The 20,303-nt window shown below is 62.8% G+C and carries 12 protein-coding genes; 6 read left to right on the plus strand and 6 right to left on the minus strand.

From position 1 onward, the window contains the following. Positions 1 to 3,138, plus strand: a complete 3,138-nt coding sequence (locus tag RAS12_RS15785; RefSeq protein WP_306936949.1) for a multidrug efflux RND transporter permease subunit — start codon at positions 1 to 3, stop codon at positions 3,136 to 3,138. Then, a complete protein-coding gene (gene oprZ / locus RAS12_RS15790) occupies positions 3,135 to 4,532 on the plus strand; it encodes a multidrug efflux RND transporter outer membrane subunit OprZ (protein WP_306936950.1) in 1,398 nt (465 codons plus the stop codon). Before RAS12_RS15785 ends, oprZ begins: the two co-directional genes overlap by 4 nt. A 43-nt stretch (positions 4,533 to 4,575) precedes the next feature. Here oprZ and RAS12_RS15795 read toward each other — a convergent pair whose 3' ends face one another. The 5 genes from RAS12_RS15795 to RAS12_RS15815 form a co-directional block, all read right to left on the minus strand. Continuing rightward, positions 4,576 to 5,250: a helix-turn-helix transcriptional regulator gene (locus RAS12_RS15795; protein WP_306936952.1), complete on the minus strand. Its 675-nt coding sequence runs from the start codon at positions 5,248 to 5,250 to the stop codon at positions 4,576 to 4,578. Positions 5,251 to 5,305: 55 nt separating this feature from the next. Further along, on the minus strand, positions 5,306 to 6,772 hold the full coding sequence (locus RAS12_RS15800) for an efflux transporter outer membrane subunit (RefSeq protein WP_306936953.1): 1,467 nt from the start codon (positions 6,770 to 6,772) through the stop codon (positions 5,306 to 5,308). 16 nt (positions 6,773 to 6,788) lie between these two features. Further along, positions 6,789 to 9,884 (minus strand): MexW/MexI family multidrug efflux RND transporter permease subunit, encoded by a 3,096-nt coding sequence (locus RAS12_RS15805; RefSeq protein WP_306936955.1) that lies wholly within the window; start codon positions 9,882 to 9,884, stop codon positions 6,789 to 6,791. A 16-nt stretch (positions 9,885 to 9,900) separates the two neighbouring features. Beyond that, entirely contained in the window at positions 9,901 to 11,034 is a 1,134-nt protein-coding gene (locus RAS12_RS15810) for an efflux RND transporter periplasmic adaptor subunit (RefSeq protein ID WP_306936957.1), read from the minus strand. A 159-nt stretch (positions 11,035 to 11,193) separates the two neighbouring features. Beyond that, entirely contained in the window at positions 11,194 to 13,167 is a 1,974-nt protein-coding gene (locus RAS12_RS15815; protein ID WP_306936958.1) for a BCCT family transporter, read from the minus strand. 117 nt (positions 13,168 to 13,284) lie between these two features. Here RAS12_RS15815 and RAS12_RS15820 point away from each other — a divergent pair, with 117 nt between their 5' ends. Continuing rightward, the gene (locus RAS12_RS15820; RefSeq protein ID WP_306936959.1) at positions 13,285 to 13,671 is read left to right on the plus strand and encodes a VOC family protein; all 387 of its coding nucleotides are present in this window, start codon (positions 13,285 to 13,287) and stop codon (positions 13,669 to 13,671) included. Between the two features lie 12 nt (positions 13,672 to 13,683). On the opposite strand, the gene RAS12_RS15825 is transcribed toward RAS12_RS15820, so the two are convergent. Next, positions 13,684 to 14,307 carry a TetR/AcrR family transcriptional regulator gene (locus RAS12_RS15825; protein WP_306936961.1) on the minus strand — a complete coding sequence of 208 codons (624 nt, stop codon included), beginning with the start codon at positions 14,305 to 14,307 and terminating at the stop codon, positions 13,684 to 13,686. A gap of 208 nt (positions 14,308 to 14,515) precedes the next feature. Between RAS12_RS15825 and RAS12_RS15830 the strand changes: the two genes are divergently transcribed. Genes RAS12_RS15830 through RAS12_RS15840 form a run of 3 tightly spaced genes read left to right on the plus strand, consistent with a single transcriptional unit; the run spans position 14,516 to position 20,285 of the window. Beyond that, positions 14,516 to 15,643, plus strand: a complete 1,128-nt coding sequence (locus RAS12_RS15830; protein WP_371321304.1) for an efflux RND transporter periplasmic adaptor subunit — start codon at positions 14,516 to 14,518, stop codon at positions 15,641 to 15,643. After that, entirely contained in the window at positions 15,640 to 18,813 is a 3,174-nt protein-coding gene (locus RAS12_RS15835) for an efflux RND transporter permease subunit (RefSeq protein WP_306936963.1), read from the plus strand. The genes RAS12_RS15830 and RAS12_RS15835 overlap by 4 nt, the downstream gene beginning before the upstream one ends. Before the next feature lie 2 nt (positions 18,814 to 18,815). Further along, positions 18,816 to 20,285, plus strand: a complete 1,470-nt coding sequence (locus tag RAS12_RS15840; RefSeq protein ID WP_306951475.1) for an efflux transporter outer membrane subunit — start codon at positions 18,816 to 18,818, stop codon at positions 20,283 to 20,285. Positions 20,286 to 20,303: the final 18 nt, after the last annotated feature.

The raw sequence follows: 20,303 nt of genomic DNA on the forward strand, positions 1-20,303 counted from the left end.
ATGGCGCGTTTCTTCATTGATCGCCCCGTCTTTGCCTGGGTGATCTCACTCTTGATCGTGCTGGTCGGCATTTTGTCGATCCGGTCTTTGCCGGTCGCCCAGTATCCGGACATTGCTCCGCCCGTCGTCAACATTGGCGCCAGCTACCCCGGCGCCTCTGCCAAGGTGGTCGAAGAAGCCGTCACCGCCATCATCGAACGGGAAATGAACGGCGCGCCCGGCCTGATGTATACGTCGTCGTCCAGCGATTCCACCGGCTGGGCCAGCATCAACCTGACCTTCAAGCAAGGCACGAACCCGGACATCGCGGCCGTGGAAGTGCAGAACCGCTTGAAAGCGGTTGAACCGCGCCTGCCCGAATCCGTGCGCCGGGACGGCGTGCGCGTGGAAAAAGCGGCGGACAACATTCAGCTGGTCGTGTCCTTGAAGTCGGACGGCAGCATGGACGACATCCAGCTGGGCGAGTTGGCGGCATCCAATGTGCTGCAAGCCCTGCGCCGCGTGGAAGGCGTTGGCAAGGTGCAATCCTTTGGCGCGGAAGCCGCCATGCGCATCTGGCCAGATCCGGCCAAGCTGACCGCCATGTCACTGACCCCTGGCGATATCGTGACCGCGCTGCGCAGCCACAACGCGCGCGTCACCATCGGCGAGCTGGGCAACCAGGCAGTGCCCAAAGATGCGCCGTTGAACGCCAGCATCGTGGCGGGCGAGTCCCTGCAAACACCCGAGCAATTCGCCAACATCCCTCTGCGTACGCAGCCGGGCGGCGCCACCCTGCGCTTGAAAGACGTGGCGCGCGTGGAATTGGGCGGCACGGACTATATGTACCTGTCGCGCGTGAACGGCATGACCGGCACCGGCCTGGGTATCAAGCTGGCGCCGGGTTCGAACGCCGTGGAAACCACGCGCCGCATCCGCGCCACCATGGACGAGCTGGCACAGTACTTCCCGCCGGGCGTCACCTATGACCTGCCCTACGAAACGTCCACCTTCGTCGAGATCTCGATCCAGAAGGTGCTGATGACGCTCTTGGAAGCCGTTGCCCTGGTTTTCTGCGTGATGTATCTGTTCATGCAGAATCTTCGGGCTACCCTGATCCCCACGCTGGTGGTGCCGGTTGCGCTGCTGGGCACCTTGGGCGTGATGTTGTGGCTGGGTTTTTCCATCAATGTGCTGACCATGTTCGGCATGGTGCTTGCCATCGGCATCTTGGTTGACGATGCCATCGTGGTCGTGGAAAACGTGGAACGCATCATGGCCGAGGAAGGCCTGTCGGCTCACGACGCCACGGTACGCGCCATGCGGCAGATCAGCGGCGCCATCATGGGCATCACGGTAGTGCTGGTGTCGGTGTTCGTGCCGATGGCCTTCTTTGACGGCGCGGTCGGCAATATTTATCGCCAATTTGCGGTGACGTTGGCCGTGTCGATTGCGTTTTCGGCCTTCCTGGCGCTGTCGCTCACGCCCGCGCTGTGCGCCACGCTGCTCAAGCCCATACCCGCCGGCCATCACGAAAAGCGCGGATTCTTCGGCTGGTTCAACCGCGCCTTTGCCCGGATGACAGACCGCTACACCGCACGCGTCGCCGGCCTGCTGGCCCGGCCGGTGCGCTTCGGCCTGGCCTACATCGCCGTTATCGCCGCCGTGGTCTTCCTGTTTATGCGCCTGCCCTCTTCGTTTCTGCCAGACGAAGATCAAGGCAGCTTCATGGCCATGGTCATCTTGCCGCAAGGCACGCCCCAAAGCGACACGATGGCGCTGGTGAAAGAGGTTGAGCGCTACATGCTGGCCAACGAGCCCGTCGAATACGTCTATTCGGTCAATGGCTTCAGCCTGTACGGCAGCGGGCCGAACTCCGCCATGTTCTTTGTGACGTTGAAAGACTGGAAAGAACGCCGCGATAGCAGCAAGCACGTGGACGCCGTGGTCAAACGCATCAACAAGGCGTTTTCCGAACGTAAGAACGCCACGGTGTTCGCCCTTAATTCGCCTCCCCTGCCAGACCTGGGGTCCGCATCGGGCTTTGACTTCCGCTTGCAGGATCGCGCCGGGCTGGGTTATCAGGCGCTGACGCAGGCACGCCAGCAATTGCTCGCGGCCGCGGCCAAGCATCCTGCGCTGACCGAAGTGGTATTTGCCGGCCAGGAAGAAGCGCCCCAGTTGCAGTTGAACGTCGATCGCGACAAGGCGCAGGCCATGGGTGTCACGGTGGAAGAGATCAACACCGCGCTCGCTGTGATGTATGGCTCGGACTACATCGGTGACTTCATGCACAACGGCCAAGTGCGGCGCGTGACGGTTCAGGCGGACGGCAAAAGCCGAGTCGACGTGGACGACGTTTCCCGTCTGCATGTGCGCAATCTGCAGGGACAGATGGTGCCGCTGTCGGCTTTCACCACCTTGAAGTGGACGATGGGCCCGCCTCAGCTGAATCGCTACAACGGTTTTCCCGCATTCACGATCAACGGATCGGCAGCCAAGGGCCACAGCACGGGTGAGGCCATGCGCGCCATGGAAGAGCTTGCCGCCAACCTGCCGCGCGGCATCGGCTTTGACTGGTCGGGACAATCGTACGAGGAGAGGCTGTCCGGCAATCAGGCGGGCGCTTTGTTCGCGCTGTCTGTGCTGATTGTGTTCCTGGCATTGGCCGCGTTGTACGAAAGCTGGTCCATCCCGCTGGCGGTGATTCTGGTGGTGCCTTTGGGCGTAATTGGCGCGGTGCTGGGCGTGACCCTGCGCGGCATGCCCAACGACATCTACTTCAAGGTGGGGTTGATCGCCACCATCGGGCTGTCCGCCAAGAATGCCATTCTGATTGTTGAAGTGGCGAAAGATCTGGTGCGCGACGGTCAGGGCATTGTGTCCGCCACGCTGGAAGCCGCGCGCCTGCGGCTGCGCCCGATTGTGATGACATCGTTGGCCTTCGGAGTGGGCGTATTGCCGCTGGCTCTGGCCACCGGCGCGGCTTCCGGCGCACAGGCCGCAATCGGCACCGGCGTGCTGGGCGGCATCATCACCGCTACCGTGCTGGCAATCTTCCTGGTGCCGTTGTTTTTCTTGATAGTGGGCCGTCTGTTTGGCGGCCGCGCCCGCCCCGCTCGCCAAACCGGCGGCGACACGCTGGAGTCTCACCAATGAAAACGGCAGCCATAAGCTTGCTGACGCTGGCGCTGGCCGGGTGCTCCTTGGCGCCCGCCTACGAGCGCCCGGCGGCGCCTATCCCCACGGCTTACGACACACCGGCGGAGGATGGGCAGGCAGCCATGCCGCAAGACTGGCGCGCCTACTTCGGCGACCCCGTATTGCAGGCCTGGATTGCGGCCGCGCTGGCAAACAATCGCGATCTGCGCGTGACGGCGCTGCGCATTCAGGAAGCGCGTGCGCTGTATGGCGTGCAGCAGGCCGACCGGCTGCCTGCAATAGACGGCAGTGGCGAATTCAGCCGCGGCCGTAGCGTTGAACCCGGCCAGGCGGGTCTGCCCGTGGCCAACCGGTACCGCGCGGCAGTTGGCATTACCGCTTTCGAGTTGGATTTTTTCGGCCGCGTAAAGAGTCTGAGCGACGCGGCGCTGTCGCGCTACCTGGCCAGCGAGGAAGCGCACCGCGCAGCCTCGCTATCGCTGGTGGCGGAAACCGCCACGGCGGTGTTCAACCAGCGCTCGATTGCCGAACAATTGCGCCTTACCGAGAGCACGATAGCGCTTCGCGAAGCCTCGTTGACACTGACGCAGCGGCGCTACGACGCCGGACTGGAAACCGCCATCGGTTTACGCACCGCGCAGATGCTGGTGGAGACCTCGCGTGCGACCCACGCCGAACTCAGCCGCGAATACCGGCAGGCTGTCCACGCGTTGGGTCTGCTGGCGGGCGATTTTTCACTGCCTGCGGGCACGGACGGGGTTCTGCTGGAGAATCAGACGTTGACACCGCTGGCGGCGGGCTTGCCATCGGCGTTACTGTCGCGCCGTCCCGATCTGCGGCAAGCAGAGAATACGCTGCTCGCCGCCAACGCCGACATCGGCGCCGCCCGCGCCGCTTTCTTTCCGTCCGTGCAACTGACAACCGATATCGGCACAACGGCCGGCAGCTTTTCTGACCTGTTCGGGTCCGGCACCGGCAATTGGGTATTCGCGCCGAAGCTGACGCTGCCCATCTTCAACGCTGGCCGCAACAACGCCAACCTTTCCTTGGCCGAAACCCGCAAGCATATTGCGGTGGCGCAGTATGAGGGCAGCATCCAACGGGCCTTCCGTGAAGTGGCGGATGCGTTAAGCGCCCGCGATACATTGCGCATCCAAATCGATGCGCAACGCAAAGTGCGCGACGCCGACCGCGATCGGCAGCGGCTGGCCGAAAGGCGTTATGACCGTGGCGTCGCCAACTATCTGGAGATGCTGGAAGCACAGCGAAGCCTGTTCGACTCCGAGCAGGAATACATCCGCCTGCAACAGCGCCGTTTGGTCAATGCAGTGGAGTTGTACAAGGCGCTGGGCGGCTGGGAGACGCAGCCGGAAGCAGATACAGGTTCGTAGATAGGTGCGGCGCGATAGGTCTTGAACCAGAACCCGGCCGCTATCAGGCGCCGGGCGTGCGCTTATGGTTGCGAACGCGGTACGCGCAGCGTCTTGCTCCAGACAAAATGTGTTCTTCGCGATCGACTTGCACGTTTTCGCCCAACACGTTGCGGAACAGTTCCAGCTCGCTTCGGCAAAAGCCCATACAGGCTTTCGCCGCCGAACAGATCGGGCAATGATTTTCAATAAAAAGAAAATCATCGCCGTCCTTGCGCAGTTCGGCCATATAACCTTCGGCTGAACGGACCTGCGCCAACCGTTCAAGCCGGCTGCCCAGGTCTGTCGCCCCCAACATCGCCTGATGGTAGCTGTTGAGCATGCCGGCCTCGCGAACCTGGATCAGCTTTTCGACCCCCTCGTCGCCAAACACCTGACGCACGGCGCCTATCATCTGCACCGTCATTTCTGCATGGGTATCCGGGAACCGGCCATGGCCGGCTTCCGTCAGAAACCAGATTTGCGTGGGCCGCCCCCGCCCCGCGCTGTGGCTTTCGGAATCGACCAATCCATCCGCGTGCAGGCGCGTCATTTGCTGGCGCACCGCCTCGGCGGTCAGGTCCATGGCGCGGGCGATGACGGCGACGGATTGCGGGCCGCGCGTCTTCAAGGCCATCAGCACACGATCCGCCGGTTGGTGGGGCATCCAGGTGACGGGTTGGGACAGGCTGTCAGACATGAGGTGAACGAAACTCCAAGTGTTTTCCTATGTTGCCACGAACGCGGGGTAGCAGTCAGCCGGCCGCAGGTTTTGCGGACGCGGCCGAAGACCCAGGCGCCGCCAATGGCGCTTCCCAGCCGCCTCCCAGCGCCTTGTAGAGCGCAATCAGGCGGGTATAGGACTCGGTTTCGGCGACCGCGACGGCATCCTGGGCGCGCAAAAGCGTACGCTGCGCATCCAGCACCGTCAAATAAGGGGCGCTGCCTTCGCGGTAGCGCAGTTGCGCCAATTCCGCTGCCCGCCCGCTATGCGCCGCTGCCTGCGCCAGATTGCCCAACCGCTGTTGCGTCTGGCCGAATTCGGTCAACGCCGATTCCAGTTCCTCTACCGCCCGCAGCACGGTCTGCTCGTATCGCGCTACCTCGCCCTCGGAACGCGCCTGCGCACCGCGCTTGCGCGCCAGCGCCGTGGGCAAGTGGAACGCGGGCCAATTGACCCCGGATGCCACGCTGAACGCCCGGCTGGACGCCGTGCCGAAATCAGCGCCCCGCAAGGCCACAAAACCCAGGAATCCCCCCAGATCGATACGCGGGTACAACTCGGCGGTAGCCACCCCCACATCCGCATTGGCCGCCGCCATATTGCGCTCCGCGGCCAGAATGTCCGGACGGCGCGACAACAACGCCCCCACGTCGCCAATAGGCAACCGGGCCGTCAACGGCGTGAGCGGTTTTCCAGCATCCAGTTCGCCTAGTTCCACCGGACGCAGCCCGGCCAGCACGGCGATCCGGTACAGCGCCAGCCGCCGTGCCGTTACCTGAACCGGCACGCTGGCCTGCACCGTTTCCCATTCGGCGCGCGCACTGGCCAGATCGCCCTCGTCTCCGCGCCCGGCCGACACCATGGCCTGGATCACGCGCAGGCTATCGCCTTGGCTCTCCAGATTGGCGCGCGCCACTTGCAAGCGTTGCTCAGCGCCGCGCAGTTCAAAGTAATTGCGCGCCACCTCGGCCGCCACCACGATGCGGGTTTGGGCCAAGTCCGCGGCTTGTGCTTCGCTGCGCGCCGCCGCCCCCTCGGCTGCTCGGCGCAAGCGGCCGAACAGGTCCAGCTCCCAAGTGGCGTCAAACCCCGCCCGGTAACTTTGTGCCAGATTGCGTTGCCCGGTTGTCCCGGCGTTGGCTTGCGACAAGCTGCGCTCATAGCGGCCGTCCAGCGTCACGGCGGGCAATTGGTCCAGTTCCTTTTCATCGAGCACGGCGCGAGATTCAGCCAGCCGCGCCTGTGCGATGCGAATGTCGTGGTTGCGGTCCAGCGCCAGACTCACCAGCCGGTCCAACTGCGCGTCCTGCAATTGCCGCCACCAGTCGCGTTGCAGTTGGCCGTTGGAAAACAGCGCCTGCTCGGGGCTGGCCAGCGTCACCGTCGCCGCCAAAGGTTTCTGATAATCGGGCCCGACGGCGCATCCGGCCATGGCCAGTGCAGCCAACAATACCGTGGCGCCGCGGCGCAAGCGGATAGGCAGATAACGTTGATTCATGATTGATTCCTTAAGACTACGCGGACGCCTGGGCGTCTTCAGCCTGCGCCCGCGCCAGCTCGCGTGCGCGCGGCGTGTCGTGGGCTGCCCGGTGATCGCGGGCGAACACGGTATAGACCGTGGGCAGCACAAACAGCGTGAACAGCGTTCCCACCAGCAACCCCACCACAATGACGAGGCCCAGGCTATAGCGGCTGTGCGCGCCCGCGCCGCTGGCAAACAACAGCGGAATCAGGCCCATGACCATGGCGGCGGTTGTCATCAAAATCGGGCGCAGGCGGATACGGGCCGCCTGTTCCATGGCGGCGCGCCTGTCCAGACCGTGGCTGACCTGCATCTCATTGGCGAACTCCACCATCAGGATGCCGTGTTTGCTGATCAATCCGATCAGCGTCACCAAACCGATCTGGGTGTAGATATTGATCGTTGCCATGCCCAGCGCCAGCGGTATCAAAGCGCCGCAGATCGACATCGGCACGCTGACCAGAATGATGAAGGGATCTCGCAGGCTTTCGTACTGCGCAGCCAGCACCAGATAGATCACGATAATGGCGAAGGCAAACGTGACCATCAGCGCCGAACCTTCCTGGCTGAACTGGCGAGCATCGGATTGCCAGTCGTAGCTAAAGCCTGCCGGCAGCGTTTGCGCCTGCTTGGACAGGAACTGCACCGCGTCGCCCATCGTGACGCCCGGCATCGGAATCGCCTGGAAGGTGGCGGCGTTCAATTGGTTGAACTGGGTCAGTTGATTCGGTTCCACGCCCATGGACACCGTCACAATGTTGGACATCGGCACCTGCGCGCCGCTCGCGCTCTTGACGTGGAACTGAGCCAGGGATTCGGGCGAGATGCGCTGCTCACGCAGGCTTTGCGGAATAACGTCATAGGACCGCCCATCCATGCCGAAGCGGTTGACATAGTTTTCGCCAACCAGCACGGCCAGCGTCTCGCCGACATCCTTCATGGTGACGCCCAGGCTGTTGGCCTTGGCGCGATCCACCTTCAGTTGCACGACGGGGTTGTTGTAGTCCAGGTCGCTATCCACGACCATGAACAGGCCGCTTTCGCGCGCGGCTTGCTTCAGGGTCTCCATGGTCTCGTAGACCACGGGATAGTCGGCCGCGCTCATCAGCACCATCTGCACGGGCAGCCCGCCTGTAGAACCTGGCAAGGACGGCAGTTGAAAGGCGAAGATGTTGCTGCCTTCGACTTGGTTCATACGCGTTTGCACGTCGGCCTGAAGCTGTTCGGCGGAACGCTCCCGCTGGTCCCAAGACACCAGGCTCACGCCGCCAATGCTATTGGATACGCCGTCCGAACCGTTGATCAGCCAGCGGCCGTTCTGTTCGGGCAGCGTCTTCATCACGTCGTCCCACTTCTTGCCGAACTTTTCAACGTAGTCGATATTGGCTTGCTGAGGCGACTTGATTGCCGTCAGCACCATGGACTGATCCTCGACCGGCGCCAGTTCGCGCTGCGCCGAGTTGTACAGGAACGGCAGACTGATCAGAACGGCAACCGCGATCAGACCGGTCACCCAGCGGTGATGCAGCGACACATCAAGCACCCGGCCATAGGCCGCGCCCAAGCGTGTAAAGAAATGCTCGGCCCGGCGCGCCATCCATCCTTCAGAGACGCGACTGTTCAGCAGGAACGAACTCATGACGGGCGACAGCGTCAATGCGATCACGCCTGACACCACAACGGCGCCGGCCAGCGTAAACGCGAACTCCTTGAAGAGCGACCCTGTCAGTCCGCCCATCAACCCGATGGGCGCGTACACGGCAGCCAGCGTGATCGTCATGGCGATGACCGGCCCAGCCACTTCGCGCGCGCCGATCAGCGCCGCGCGCACCGGGGACTTACCCTCTTCGATATGGCGGTGCACGTTTTCGACCACCACGATGGCGTCGTCCACCACCAACCCGATAGCCAGCACCATGGCCAGCAAGGTCAGCAGATTCACGCTGAAGCCGAACAACGCCATGATTGCCGCGCCGCCCAGCATGGACAGCGGTATCGTGATGACGGGAATCAGCACGGCGCGCAGCGATCCCAGGCACAAGAAGATCACCACCACAACGATCGCAACGGCTTCCAACAGCGTGTCTCTGACTCCATCAATGGATGCGCTGATGAAGCGGGCCAGTTCAAACGGCAACTGCACCTCGGTGCCCGGCGGCAGATTCTGCTTGATGCTGGGCAAAAGTTCTTGCAGGCGCTTGACGATGACCAGCGGATTACCCACCGGTGTGGCGTTCAAGCCGAAATAAACCGCAGGTTCTCCATCCATCAGGCCGCTGGAATCCGTAGATGCCGCGCCCAGTTCCACCGTGGCCACATCGCCCAGCCGCACGATGGCATCGCCTTCGCGCTTGACCACCAGGTCGCGGAATTCCGCCACGTTGATCAGATCCGTATTGACCTGAATGTTGGACACCACATACAGCCCCTTGGCCTGGCCGGGAGCCGCCTGCACGTTGTTGTCGCGCAGGGCCTGGGCGAGTTCGCCCGCCGAAATGCCGCGAGCAGCCATCCGGTTGGGGTCCAGCCAGACCCGCATGGCCAGCTTTTGTCCGCCGGAGAGTTCCACGCTGGCCACGCCGTCAATCGAAGACAGCTGCGGCTGCACCACGCGCGACAGGTAATCGGTCAACTCCGCCAAAGACAACGTGTTGCTGGAAAAGCCCACGTAAGCCACAGCCGTTGCCTCGCCGGCGGACTTGACCAGCACCGGGTCGTACACGTCTTGCGGCAGGCGGTACTTGACCTCGTTGACCTTGGCCATCACCTCGGTCATGGCCTTGTTGGAGTCGGCGTTCAATTTCATCCGCACCGTGATGACGCTGCGGCCCTGGGTGGAAGACGACGACAGATAATCAATGCCTTCAACCGTCGCGACCGATTGCGCGATGGGTTGCGTGACAAAGCCTTGCATCAGATCGGGCGATGCGCCCGGATACTGGGTGGTGACGGTGATGGTGGTGCTTTCGGTCAGCGGATACTGCCGCACGGGCAGTCCGCTTAACGCCTTGATGCCCAAGAGCAGGATCAGGGTGCTGACCACCAGGGCCAGCACCGGGCGGCGCACAAAAAGATCGGTGAATTTCATGGGAGCCTCCTGCGCATTACCGGGCTTGCGCCACGGTTTGCTGGGGACTGCCCAGCGCCACGGTGTCCTGGGCAGTGACTTCAACAGCCGCGCCGTTGTGCAGACGCAATTGGCCTGACGTCACGACCTGATCGCCTGCCTCCAACCCTTCTATCACCACGACCCGCCCGCGCACGCGCTCGGCCGTCTTGACATAGGCCTGGCGCACCGTGGGGCCTGCGCCCTGCTGATCCGTTTTGGGCGCCGTCAGCACATAAACGGAATCGCCGTAGGCGCTGTAGCTGACTGCGGTTTCCGGAACGGTAATCACGTTGGGGCGGTCAGGCAGGCCAATGCGGCCATGCGCGAACATACCTGCGGCCAACGCGCCGTCGGCATTGGCCAATGTGGCCTGCACGCGCACGGTGCGGGTACCGGGGTCCACCTGCGGCTCTATCGTGGTGACCTTGCCTTCAAATTGACGCCCGGCGTGAGCGTCCACGGTCAAGGTCACAGGCTGGCCCGCTCGCAATGCGCCCAGCGCCTGTTCGGGCAACGTGATGTTGGCGTAGATGCTGGATGCGTCGGTCAGGGACACCAGCGGGTCGCCGGCCCGGGCGAATTGGCCCAGGTTCACGCGGCGCACGCCCAACACGCCATCAAACGGCGCCTTGACGCGCTTTTGCTCAATCAGTGCCTGTACCCGCTTCATGTCTGCCGCTGCCTGCTCGTAGTCCGACTGGGCTTGATCCAGTTGTTCCCGCGTGGCGGCCTGTTGCGGCAAAAGGCGGCGGGTGCGATCAAGCAAGGTCCGCGCATTGCGCGTCTGCGCCTGCAAACGCGCCAATTCACCCTGTTCGGGGGCATCGTTCATCAGCACCAGCAACTGGCCGGCCTTCACGTGCTCGCCCGGCGTGAACAAAATCTGCGCGATGCGGCCGTCGGCTTCGGCGGGCACCTGCACCTGGCGCACCGCTTCCAGGGAGCCGATACCGCTCAATGCCATCGGAAAGTCAGCCAGTACGGCAGGCGCTACCGCAACTTTGGCGGGCGCCATGGCCCAACCGCCCTTTTGCGCCGCGCCGCCAAATTTCCAGTACAGCCCTCCGCCCGCCAGCGCCACGGCCAGCGTCACGGCCCCCGCCATCAACGCCCCTGTTCTTACCTTCATGATTCGCTCTCTTTATTTATCCAAGAATATACTTGGATAATCCACGAATCGGACCCCGCCGTCAAAGAGACTTCGCCAATGCACCGCATAGCCGGAGGCTATCGGCCAAAAAAAAGCCGCCGGACAATGCCGGCGGCCTGGTGCTAAGGAATCAGAACACTAGGGTCGAACCATGTGCAGGTAATGCCGATGGCGTTCGTATTGATCCAGGATGTCGCCAATGACCGCATCGCGGCTCCAGCCCATGATGTCGTAGTCTTGCCCGCCCTCACGCAGATGGACTTCGGCGCGGAAGTATTTGCGCTCTTCTTCGTCTGCCGCCTCTTCCGGCGTCAGGCTGGGGCGGACAAAGGCTTCTGGCCGCACGGTATACCAAAAGTCCAGGTGGTCGCCATGCGAGACCTCCAGGGTGACGCTGCCTTCGGTTTCGTCCTCGCGCACGGCCACCGCGTAACCCTGCCGGCGCAGCTCGTCGGCCACATCATCCAATGCCGGACGCACCACATCACTGATAAAGCGCAGCACATGAGAGCGGCGCGGCATCATCACCATGTTGCGCAGGCGGCGCTCCCAGGATTGGCCGCCGCGCGCCGGCCGTGACAGGGTCAGCGATTGATAACGGATGCCGCGTTTGGTCGCGTCCAGTCTCAGTGCCTTGAACAGCCCCCACAACGACAGCAGCAAGATGATCGAGAACGGCAATGCGCTGGCAATCGTGGCTGTCTGCAACGCGGTCAAGCCGTCGGCCAGCAGCAGCGCAATGGCCACCGCGCCCATGGACAGCGACCAGAAAATGCGCTGCCACACCGGCGTGCGGTCAGCGCCGCCCGAGGCCAGTAGATCCACGACCAATGCGCCCGAGTCTGCCGATGTCACGAAGAACACGGCCACCATCGCAATGGCGAAGACCGACACCACGTTGCTCCAGGGCAGCAGTTCAAGAAACGCGAAGAGCGCCAGCGAACTGTCTGCCTCCACCGTTTCCGAAAAGCCCTTTACCCCATCAACCAGAATGAAGTGAATCGCCGTATCGCCAAATACCGTCATCCAGAACAAGGTAAAACCCGCCGGCACGAGCAGCACGCCGCAGACGAATTCCCGGATGGTACGCCCGCGTGAGATGCGGGCAATGAACAGCCCGACAAACGGCGACCAGGCGATCCACCAGCCCCAATAAAACAGTGTCCAGCCGCCGATCCAGTCGCTCGGCTCGTAGGCATACAGATTGAAGGTCTTGTTGACGATGTCCGACAGGTAGGCCCCAGTATTCTGGACAAAGGTCTGGAACAAAAACACGGTCGGGCCTGCGATCAGCACGAACAACAGCAGGATCACCGCCAGCACCATGTTGGCTTCGGACAAAATGCGAATGCCCTTGTCCAGGCCGCTTGCGACCGACAGCGTGGCCAGGCCGCAGGTAATGATGATCAGGATGATCTGCGTGGTCACGCCCACGGGGATGCCGAACAGATGATTCAATCCGCTGTTCATCTGCGCCACGCCCAGGCCCAGCGAGGTCGCCACGCCCAACACGGTGCCGATAATGGCAAAGATGTCGACGGCGTGGCCGATGGGGCCGTGAATGCGATTGCCGATCAGCGGATACAGCGCCGAGCGCAGCGTCAATGGCAGACCATGGCGAAAGCTGAAGAACGCCAGCGTCAACGCCACCGCCGCGTAGATCGCCCACGCGTGCAGCCCCCAATGGAAGAACGTGATTTTCATGGACTCGCGGGCCGCTGCCGCCGTGCCGCCTTCACCCACCGGCGGCGACATGAAGTGCATGACGGGTTCGGCCACGCCGAAGAACATCAGGCCGATACCCATGCCTGCCGAGAACAGCATGGCGAACCACGTAAAGTTGCGGTAATCGGGTTCGCTGTGATCGGGGCCTAGCTTGATGTCGCCGTAACGGCTGATCGCCAGGAACGCCACGGACAGCAAAATGATGGCCACAACCAGAATGTAGAACCAGCTGACATTGCCGAGTATCCAGCCTTGCAACGATTCGAAAAAATTCTGGGCGGTCTTGGGCGCGATGATCGCAAAACCCACGAGCAGCAGCGTGAATAATGCCGCCGAGAAAAATACCGGGCGATTGATCGTAGTAGGTGGTCGGGGTTCTGAAGACATGCAGCCGCTCCTTTCGCCCAAGGGATGCAAGGTTCGACGCCAGCCCCCTCAGCCCAGCCGGTGCGCCGCAGGTATTACTATCACGGCAGCCCCTGAGATGACAATCTGAAATCGGAGATGCCCTTGATCGACCACCTTGATCACCTGGTTCTGACCTGCACCAATCCCGCAGCCACCGTGGACTTCTACACCCGCATTCTGGGCATGCGTCTGGAAACCTTTGGCGCGGGCAGGCAGGCGCTGCGCTTTGGCAATCAGAAGATCAACCTGCACGTGCGCGGCCAGGAGTTCGAACCCAAGGCGCATCTGCCCGTGCCTGGCGCGCTGGACCTGTGTTTCATTGCGGACCGGCCGCTGGACGACGTGATCGTCCATCTCAAGCAGGCGGGCGCAGAAATTATTGAAGGCCCCGTGCCGCGCACAGGCGCCACGGGCAAGATCCGCTCGGTGTACCTGCGGGACCCCGATCTGAACCTGATCGAAATATCGGAGTTGCTGGACTGACGCCCGAACGCCCTACTCCGGCTTGGGATCGCCGAACACCACGCGGCGAAAAAATCCGGCCAGGACGGCTTCGGTCATTTCAGACGTGACGGCCTGCGGATCAAAGGCATAACTGAACTGCATGCCGTCCGACAAAGCCAGCAAGCCCATGGCCAGTTGTTCCGCCGGCAGATGCAAGGGCGTGCCGACGTGGGCGGAAAACTGGCGGATGTATTCCGTAGTGGCCTCGCGCAACTCGCGCTGGCAAGACGTGAATCCCACCCGGAAATCCGGGTCTCGGGCAGCTTGCAGCTTGGCTTCCATCCACAGCAAAAAACAGTCGTTTTCGCGGTAGTGCGTGCTGTAGTACTGCAACACGCGCGCTTCCATCTGCTCGCGTGATGCACCGTCTTCGAAAATGGCGCGCATATCGGCCATCACGCTTTCGTGATCGCGCCGCAGCAATTGCAGGAAGAGCTCGGACTTGCTGCCGAAGTTCGAATAGAACGCCCCGCGCGTGTACCCCGCCAGTTCGGCGATGTCCTCGACGCTGGCGGATACAAATCCCTTGCTGAGAAAAATCGATTGCGCGGCGTCGAGCAGGCGCTGACGCGTCTGATCACGGCTTTGCTCTCGGGTAAGGCGGATTTTTGACATGGCGCGATTTTAGCACTGGCTCACATTTCAGATTCATAATTGAATCCGAATACAAAGTTGTATTAGAATCCAGGCCGTATCGGGCTTTAGTGCGTCAAGCCCCGCCCCTATTGCAGTCCTTTGCCGCTCATGCGCCGCGAGGTGTTTCGTGAATAGTCCTGACCCTTGCGCGCACCGAGCCGCGCACGGTTCCGCTGCTGACGCAGCGCTGCCTTCCGTAACCGCCCAACGCTGGACGCGCCGCTTGGCGTTGCCCGCAGCGTTGGTATTGGCGCTGGCCGTTTCCGCCTGCGGCCGAAAAGAGGCCCCTGCGCCTGCGCCCCGGCCTGTTGTCGCCATGCCAGCCCAGGCTGACGAACGCCTGCCCGCCTGGACGCTGCCGGGTGAAGTGCAAGCACGCTACAACACCCCTCTGTCGTTCCGCGTGGGCGGCAAGATCATCGAACGTCAGGTCAGGCTGGGCGACAACGTCACACCCGGTCAGATTGTGGCAAAGCTGGACCCCGCCGACGCCACCAAAAATGCTGCGGCCGCCCGCGCGGCTTTGTCCGCCGCCCAGCATCAGCTGGACTATGCGCGCCAGCAACTGGACCGGGACCGCGCTCAAGCGCGCGAGAACCTGATCGCCGCCACTCAGCTGGAACAGACCCGCAATTCCTATGCCTCGGCGCTGGCGCAACGCGACCAGGCAGCCCAGCAAGCCGCGCTGTCCGCCGACCAATTGAAATACACCACGCTACAAGCCGACCACGCTGGCGTCATCACTGCCGAACAGGCCGACACCGGGCAGAACGTCGCGGCAGGCACGCCTGTCTACCAACTGGCCTGGGCCGGTGATATTGACGCCATCTGCGACGTGCCCGAAAGCGTGCTGGCCGGACTGGCTGTCGGCCAACGCGCCAGCGTCACGCTGGGCCCGCTGCCCGGGCAGACGTTCACCGCCATCTTGCGCGAAATTGCGCCTGCTGCCGATCCGCAAAGCCGCACCTACCGCGCCAAGCTGACGCTGGAATCGCCGTCGCCAGAAGTTCGGCTGGGCATGACCGCCAACATCAGCTTCGACAACCGCTCGGCCAATGGGCTGACCACCTATACCGTGCCGGCCACTGCGCTATTCCATGACGGCAAGGACCCCGCCGTCTGGGTGGTGAAGCCGCAAGAAGACACCCTTGAGCTGCGCCGCGTGCAAGTGCTGCGCTACGACGCCCGCACGGTAACGTTGTCGCAAGGCTTGAACGCTGGTGAACGCGTGGTGTGGCAAGGCGTGCATACCGTGGCCGCCGGTGAAAAGGTTCGCGCCGTGGCCCCGCTGCATCCCGAGGACTTTGCGTCATGAGCGCCCCCAATCAGGGCGCGGACCAAGACCCGCACCGCCACGAGGAAGGCAGATTCAACCTGTCGGCCTGGGCATTGCGCCACCAGCCGCTCGTGATTTTCCTGATTGCGATGGTCACGCTGTTTGGCGTGCTGTCGTATTCCAAGCTGGCGCAATCCGAAGACCCGCCTTTCACCTTCCGCGTCATGGTGGTCAAGACGCTGTGGCCGGGCGCAACCGCGCAGCAGGTGCAGGAACAAGTCACCGACCGCATTGGCAAGAAACTGCAAGAGACCCCCAACACGGACTTCCTGCGCAGCTATTCCCGGCCGGGTGAATCCCTGATCTTCTACACCATGAAGGATTCGGCGCCCGCCAGCACGGTGGCTGAACAGTGGTACCAGGTGCGCAAGAAAGTCGGTGACATTCAGGCCACATTGCCCCAAGGCGTGCAAGGCCCGTTTTTCAATGACGAGTTTGGCGACGTCTACACCAACATCTACACCCTGCAAGGCGATGGCTTTTCGCCGGCCCAGTTGCGTGATTACGCCGACAAGTTGCGCACCGTATTGCTGCGCGTGCCAGGAGTTGCCAAGGTTGATTACTTTGGCGATCAGGCCGAACACATCTATATCGAGATCTCGAATACGCAGCTGACCCGCCTGGGCGTGTCGCCGCAGCAGATCGCGCAGGCGATCAACAGTCAGAACGCGGTGGCCAGTGCCGGAACGCTGACGACGGCTGATGACCGGATTTTTGTGCGGCCCACCGGACAATTTCCCAACAGCCGCGCCCTGGCCGACACGCTGATCCGCGTGAACGACAAGTCCGTGCGTCTGGGCGATATTGCCACCATTCATCGCGGCTACGACGATCCTCCAACAGAACAGATGCGCGTGGAAAGCGGTCCAGTGCTGGGTATTGGCATCAGCATGCAGCCCGGCCAGGACGTAGTGCGCCTGGGCCAGTCGCTGGACAAGACGTTTGGCGAATTGAAGAAGCAATTGCCCGCGGGCCTGACGTTGACCGAAGTGTCCAGCATGCCGCAGGCGGTGTCGCGTTCCGTGGATGATTTCCTGCGTTCAGTCGCCGAAGCGGTTGCCATCGTGCTGATTGTGAGCCTGGTGTCGCTGGGGTTGCGCACCGGCATGGTGGTGGTGATTTCAATACCGGTGGTGCTGGCCATTACGGCGCTGTTCATGGATGTGTTTGGCATTGGCCTGCACAAAGTGTCTTTAGGCACGCTGGTGCTGGCGCTGGGCCTGCTGGTCGACGATGCCATCATTGCCGTGGAGATGATGTCGGTCAAATTGGAACAGGGCTGGAGCCGCGCACGCGCGGCGGCCTATGCCTACACCAGCACCGCCTTTCCGATGCTCACGGGCACGCTGGTCACGGTGGCCGGCTTTCTGCCCATCGCGCTGGCCAAGTCCAGCACCGGGGAATACACCCGGTCTATCTTCCAGGTCTCTGCCATCGCGCTCATCACTTCGTGGTTTGCCGCTGTGGTGCTGATTCCGCTGTTGGGCTACCGCTTGCTGCCCGAGCGCAAGCGAGAAGCCCATCTGCCCGACGATCACGAACACGATATCTACAACACCCGCTTTTATCTGCGGTTGCGCGGTTGGGTGGCGTGGTGCGTGGACCGCCGCTATGTGGTGCTGGCAGCTACGGTGCTGATCTTTGTGGTGTCGATGGCAGGATTCAAGTTCGTGCCGCAGCAGTTCTTCCCCAGTTCTGATCGCACCGAATTGCTGGTGGATGTGCGCCTGCAAGAAGGGGCGTCGTTCGCGGCCACGCTGCGTCAGGTGGAACGGTTGGAAAAGGCGCTGGAAGGCCGGCCCGAGATCGATCATTCGGTCAGCTTTGTAGGCACCGGCGCGCCGCGTTTCTACCTGCCGCTGGATCAGCAGCTGGCCACCCCCAATTTCGGCCAATTGGTCATTACCGCGCATTCCGTTGAAGACCGCGAGAAGCTGGCCCAATGGCTGGAACCGATGCTGCGCAGCGAGTTTCCGGCCATCCGCACTCGCTTGTCGCGCCTGGAAAACGGGCCGCCCGTCGGCTATCAGATCCAGTTCCGCGTCAGTGGCGACAAGATCTCTGATGTGCGCGCCGTTGCCGAAAAGGTCGCGGCCGACGTTCGCGCTGACAAACGCGCGGTGAACGTGCAGTTTGACTGGGATGAACCGTCCGAGCGTTCGGTGCGTTTCGAAATCGACCAGCAAAAGGCCCGGGAACTGGGCATCAGCTCTAGCGATATCTCGGATTTTCTGGCGATGAGCCTGTCGGGCTACACGGTGACGCAATACCGCGAACGCGACAAACTCATCAACGTCAGCTTGCGCGCACCGAACGAAGAACGGGTTGATCCCGCCCGCGTCGCGACGCTGGCGATGCCCACGCCCAATGGTCCGGTACCGCTGGCCAGCTTGGGGCATGTGCGATACGGCCTGGAATATGGCGTCATCTGGGAGCGTGACCGCCAGCCCACCATCACCGTTCAGGCCGACGTCACCAGCGGTTCGCAAGGCATAGACGTCACCCATGCCATCGACAAAAAACTTGATGCCATCCGCGCCGAATTGCCCGTCGGCTACCGCATTGAAGTCGGCGGTCCGGTTGAAGAAAGCGACAAGGGCCAGTCGTCCATCAACGCGCAAATGCCTCTCATGGCCATTGCCGTACTGACCCTGCTGATGGTGCAGCTACAGAGTTTTGCGCGGGTGCTGATGGTGGTGCTGACGGCGCCGCTGGGGCTGATCGGCGTGGTGGCCGCATTGCTGCTGTTTGGCAAACCGTTCGGCTTTGTAGCGATGTTGGGCGTGATTGCCATGTTCGGCATCATCATGCGCAACTCCGTCATTCTGGTGGACCAGATCGAGCAGGACATTCTTGCCGGCCACAAGCGGGTAGACGCCATTGTGGGCGCTACCGTGCGGCGTTTCCGCCCCATCACACTGACCGCAGCCGCGGCGGTGCTGGCGCTGATTCCACTGTTGCGCAGCAACTTTTTCGGACCGATGGCGACTGCCCTGATGGGCGGCATCACCAGCGCCACGGTGCTGACGCTGTTCTTCCTGCCTGCGCTGTATGCCACGTGGTTCCGTGTGCGCCATGACGAACGCGACGAACCGGAAGGCGTGCCGCCCGGCGCCCATGCGGGCGAGACGCTGGAACGAGGAGTCTGATGATGCGTACCCCTTCCACTCGTGCCTATTTCCGCCTGTCTGCCGTGCCGCTGGCCCTGGCGTTAAGCGCTTGCGCCTTCGCTCCTGACAGCAAACCGCCAGCTGTGGCCCAGCCCGCGCAATACGGCGTGGAAGCCACGCCCGCCGCAGGCGCTTCCGCCCAAGGCGTGGCGCAACGCTTTGAACGCGGCGCGCAGCCGGTGCCTGAATGGTGGAAACGTTATGGCTCGAATGAACTGAACGCGCTGGTTGAAGAAGGCTTGGCCAACAGCCCGGATCTGGGCGCCGCCGAGCGCAATCTGGCAGGCGCGCGCGAGCAACTGCGCGCCCAGGTCAATTCGTCTTTGCTGCCGTCGGTAGACGCGGGCGCGAACGCCAAGCGCAATCGCGCACTGACCATGCCCAACCTGCCCGAACCCACGGCGCTCTACAACATCTACACCGGCCAGATCCAGGCCACGTACGACCTGGACCTGTTTGGCGCAGCGCGCTTTGCCAACGCCTCGCTGGCCGCCAAGGTGGAACAACAGGCGTTCCAGCTGGAATCCGCGCGGCGTTCTCTGGCAGGCAACATCGTCACGGGCGCGATCACGTCCGCGTCGCTGGCGGAGCGCGTGGCGCTGACTGAAAAGCAGGTCGTGCTGCTGCGCCAGGTAGCGCGTGATACCCAACGCCGGTACGAATTGGGATCGGCTTCGCAGAACGATGCCCTGGACGCCGATCAGGATGCGGCCACACAGGAAGCGTCGCTGCCGGGTTTGCGCGCCCAATGGCAGGCCACGCGTCACGCGCTGGCAGTCCTGCTGGGCCGCAACCCGGATCAGGCGCCGCCTGATCTGGCGTTCAGCATGCTGGCCGTGCCAGAACAAGTGCCAGTGGTGGTGCCGTCTGAACTGCTGGCGGCGCGCCCGGATATCCAGGTGGCCGAAGCGGTCGTGCAAGCGGCGGCGGCGGATGTGGGTGTCGCCACCGCGCAGTTGTTCCCCAGCTTGTCGCTGTCGGCCTCCATGGGCAAGGGCGGCTTCAATTGGCCTGCTGCGCTGTCAGGCGCAGGAAGCATCTGGGCCATCGGCGCATCGCTTACGCAGCCCATCTTTCATGGCGGCGCGCTGCTTGCCGAACGCCGGGCAGCCAAGGAACGGTATGAAGGCTCGGTGCTGCAATACAAACAAACCGTACTGGTCGCGTTCCGTGATGTAGCCGACACGCTGTCGCGGCTGGATGCGGACGGACAGGCGCTGGCGTCCGCCGAGGCGTCCCGGCGTGCAGCGGAACAGTCCTACCGCAATACCGCGAGCCGCGTGCGTTTGGGCGCCCTGGCGCCTTACACGGAATATGCCGCCGAACAGCACTACGTTGCGGCGCGGTTGCGCGAGCTGGAATATGCCAATACGCGCCTGACGGAAACAGCAGCGCTGTTCCAGGCGATGGGGTCGCCGGTTCGCGCGCCGCAGGTGGCGCAACAGCAGTAACTTACCCGCCAGATTGTC

This window comes from Achromobacter seleniivolatilans (genome assembly GCF_030864005.1).
Classification (GTDB): domain Bacteria; phylum Pseudomonadota; class Gammaproteobacteria; order Burkholderiales; family Burkholderiaceae_B; genus Achromobacter; species Achromobacter seleniivolatilans.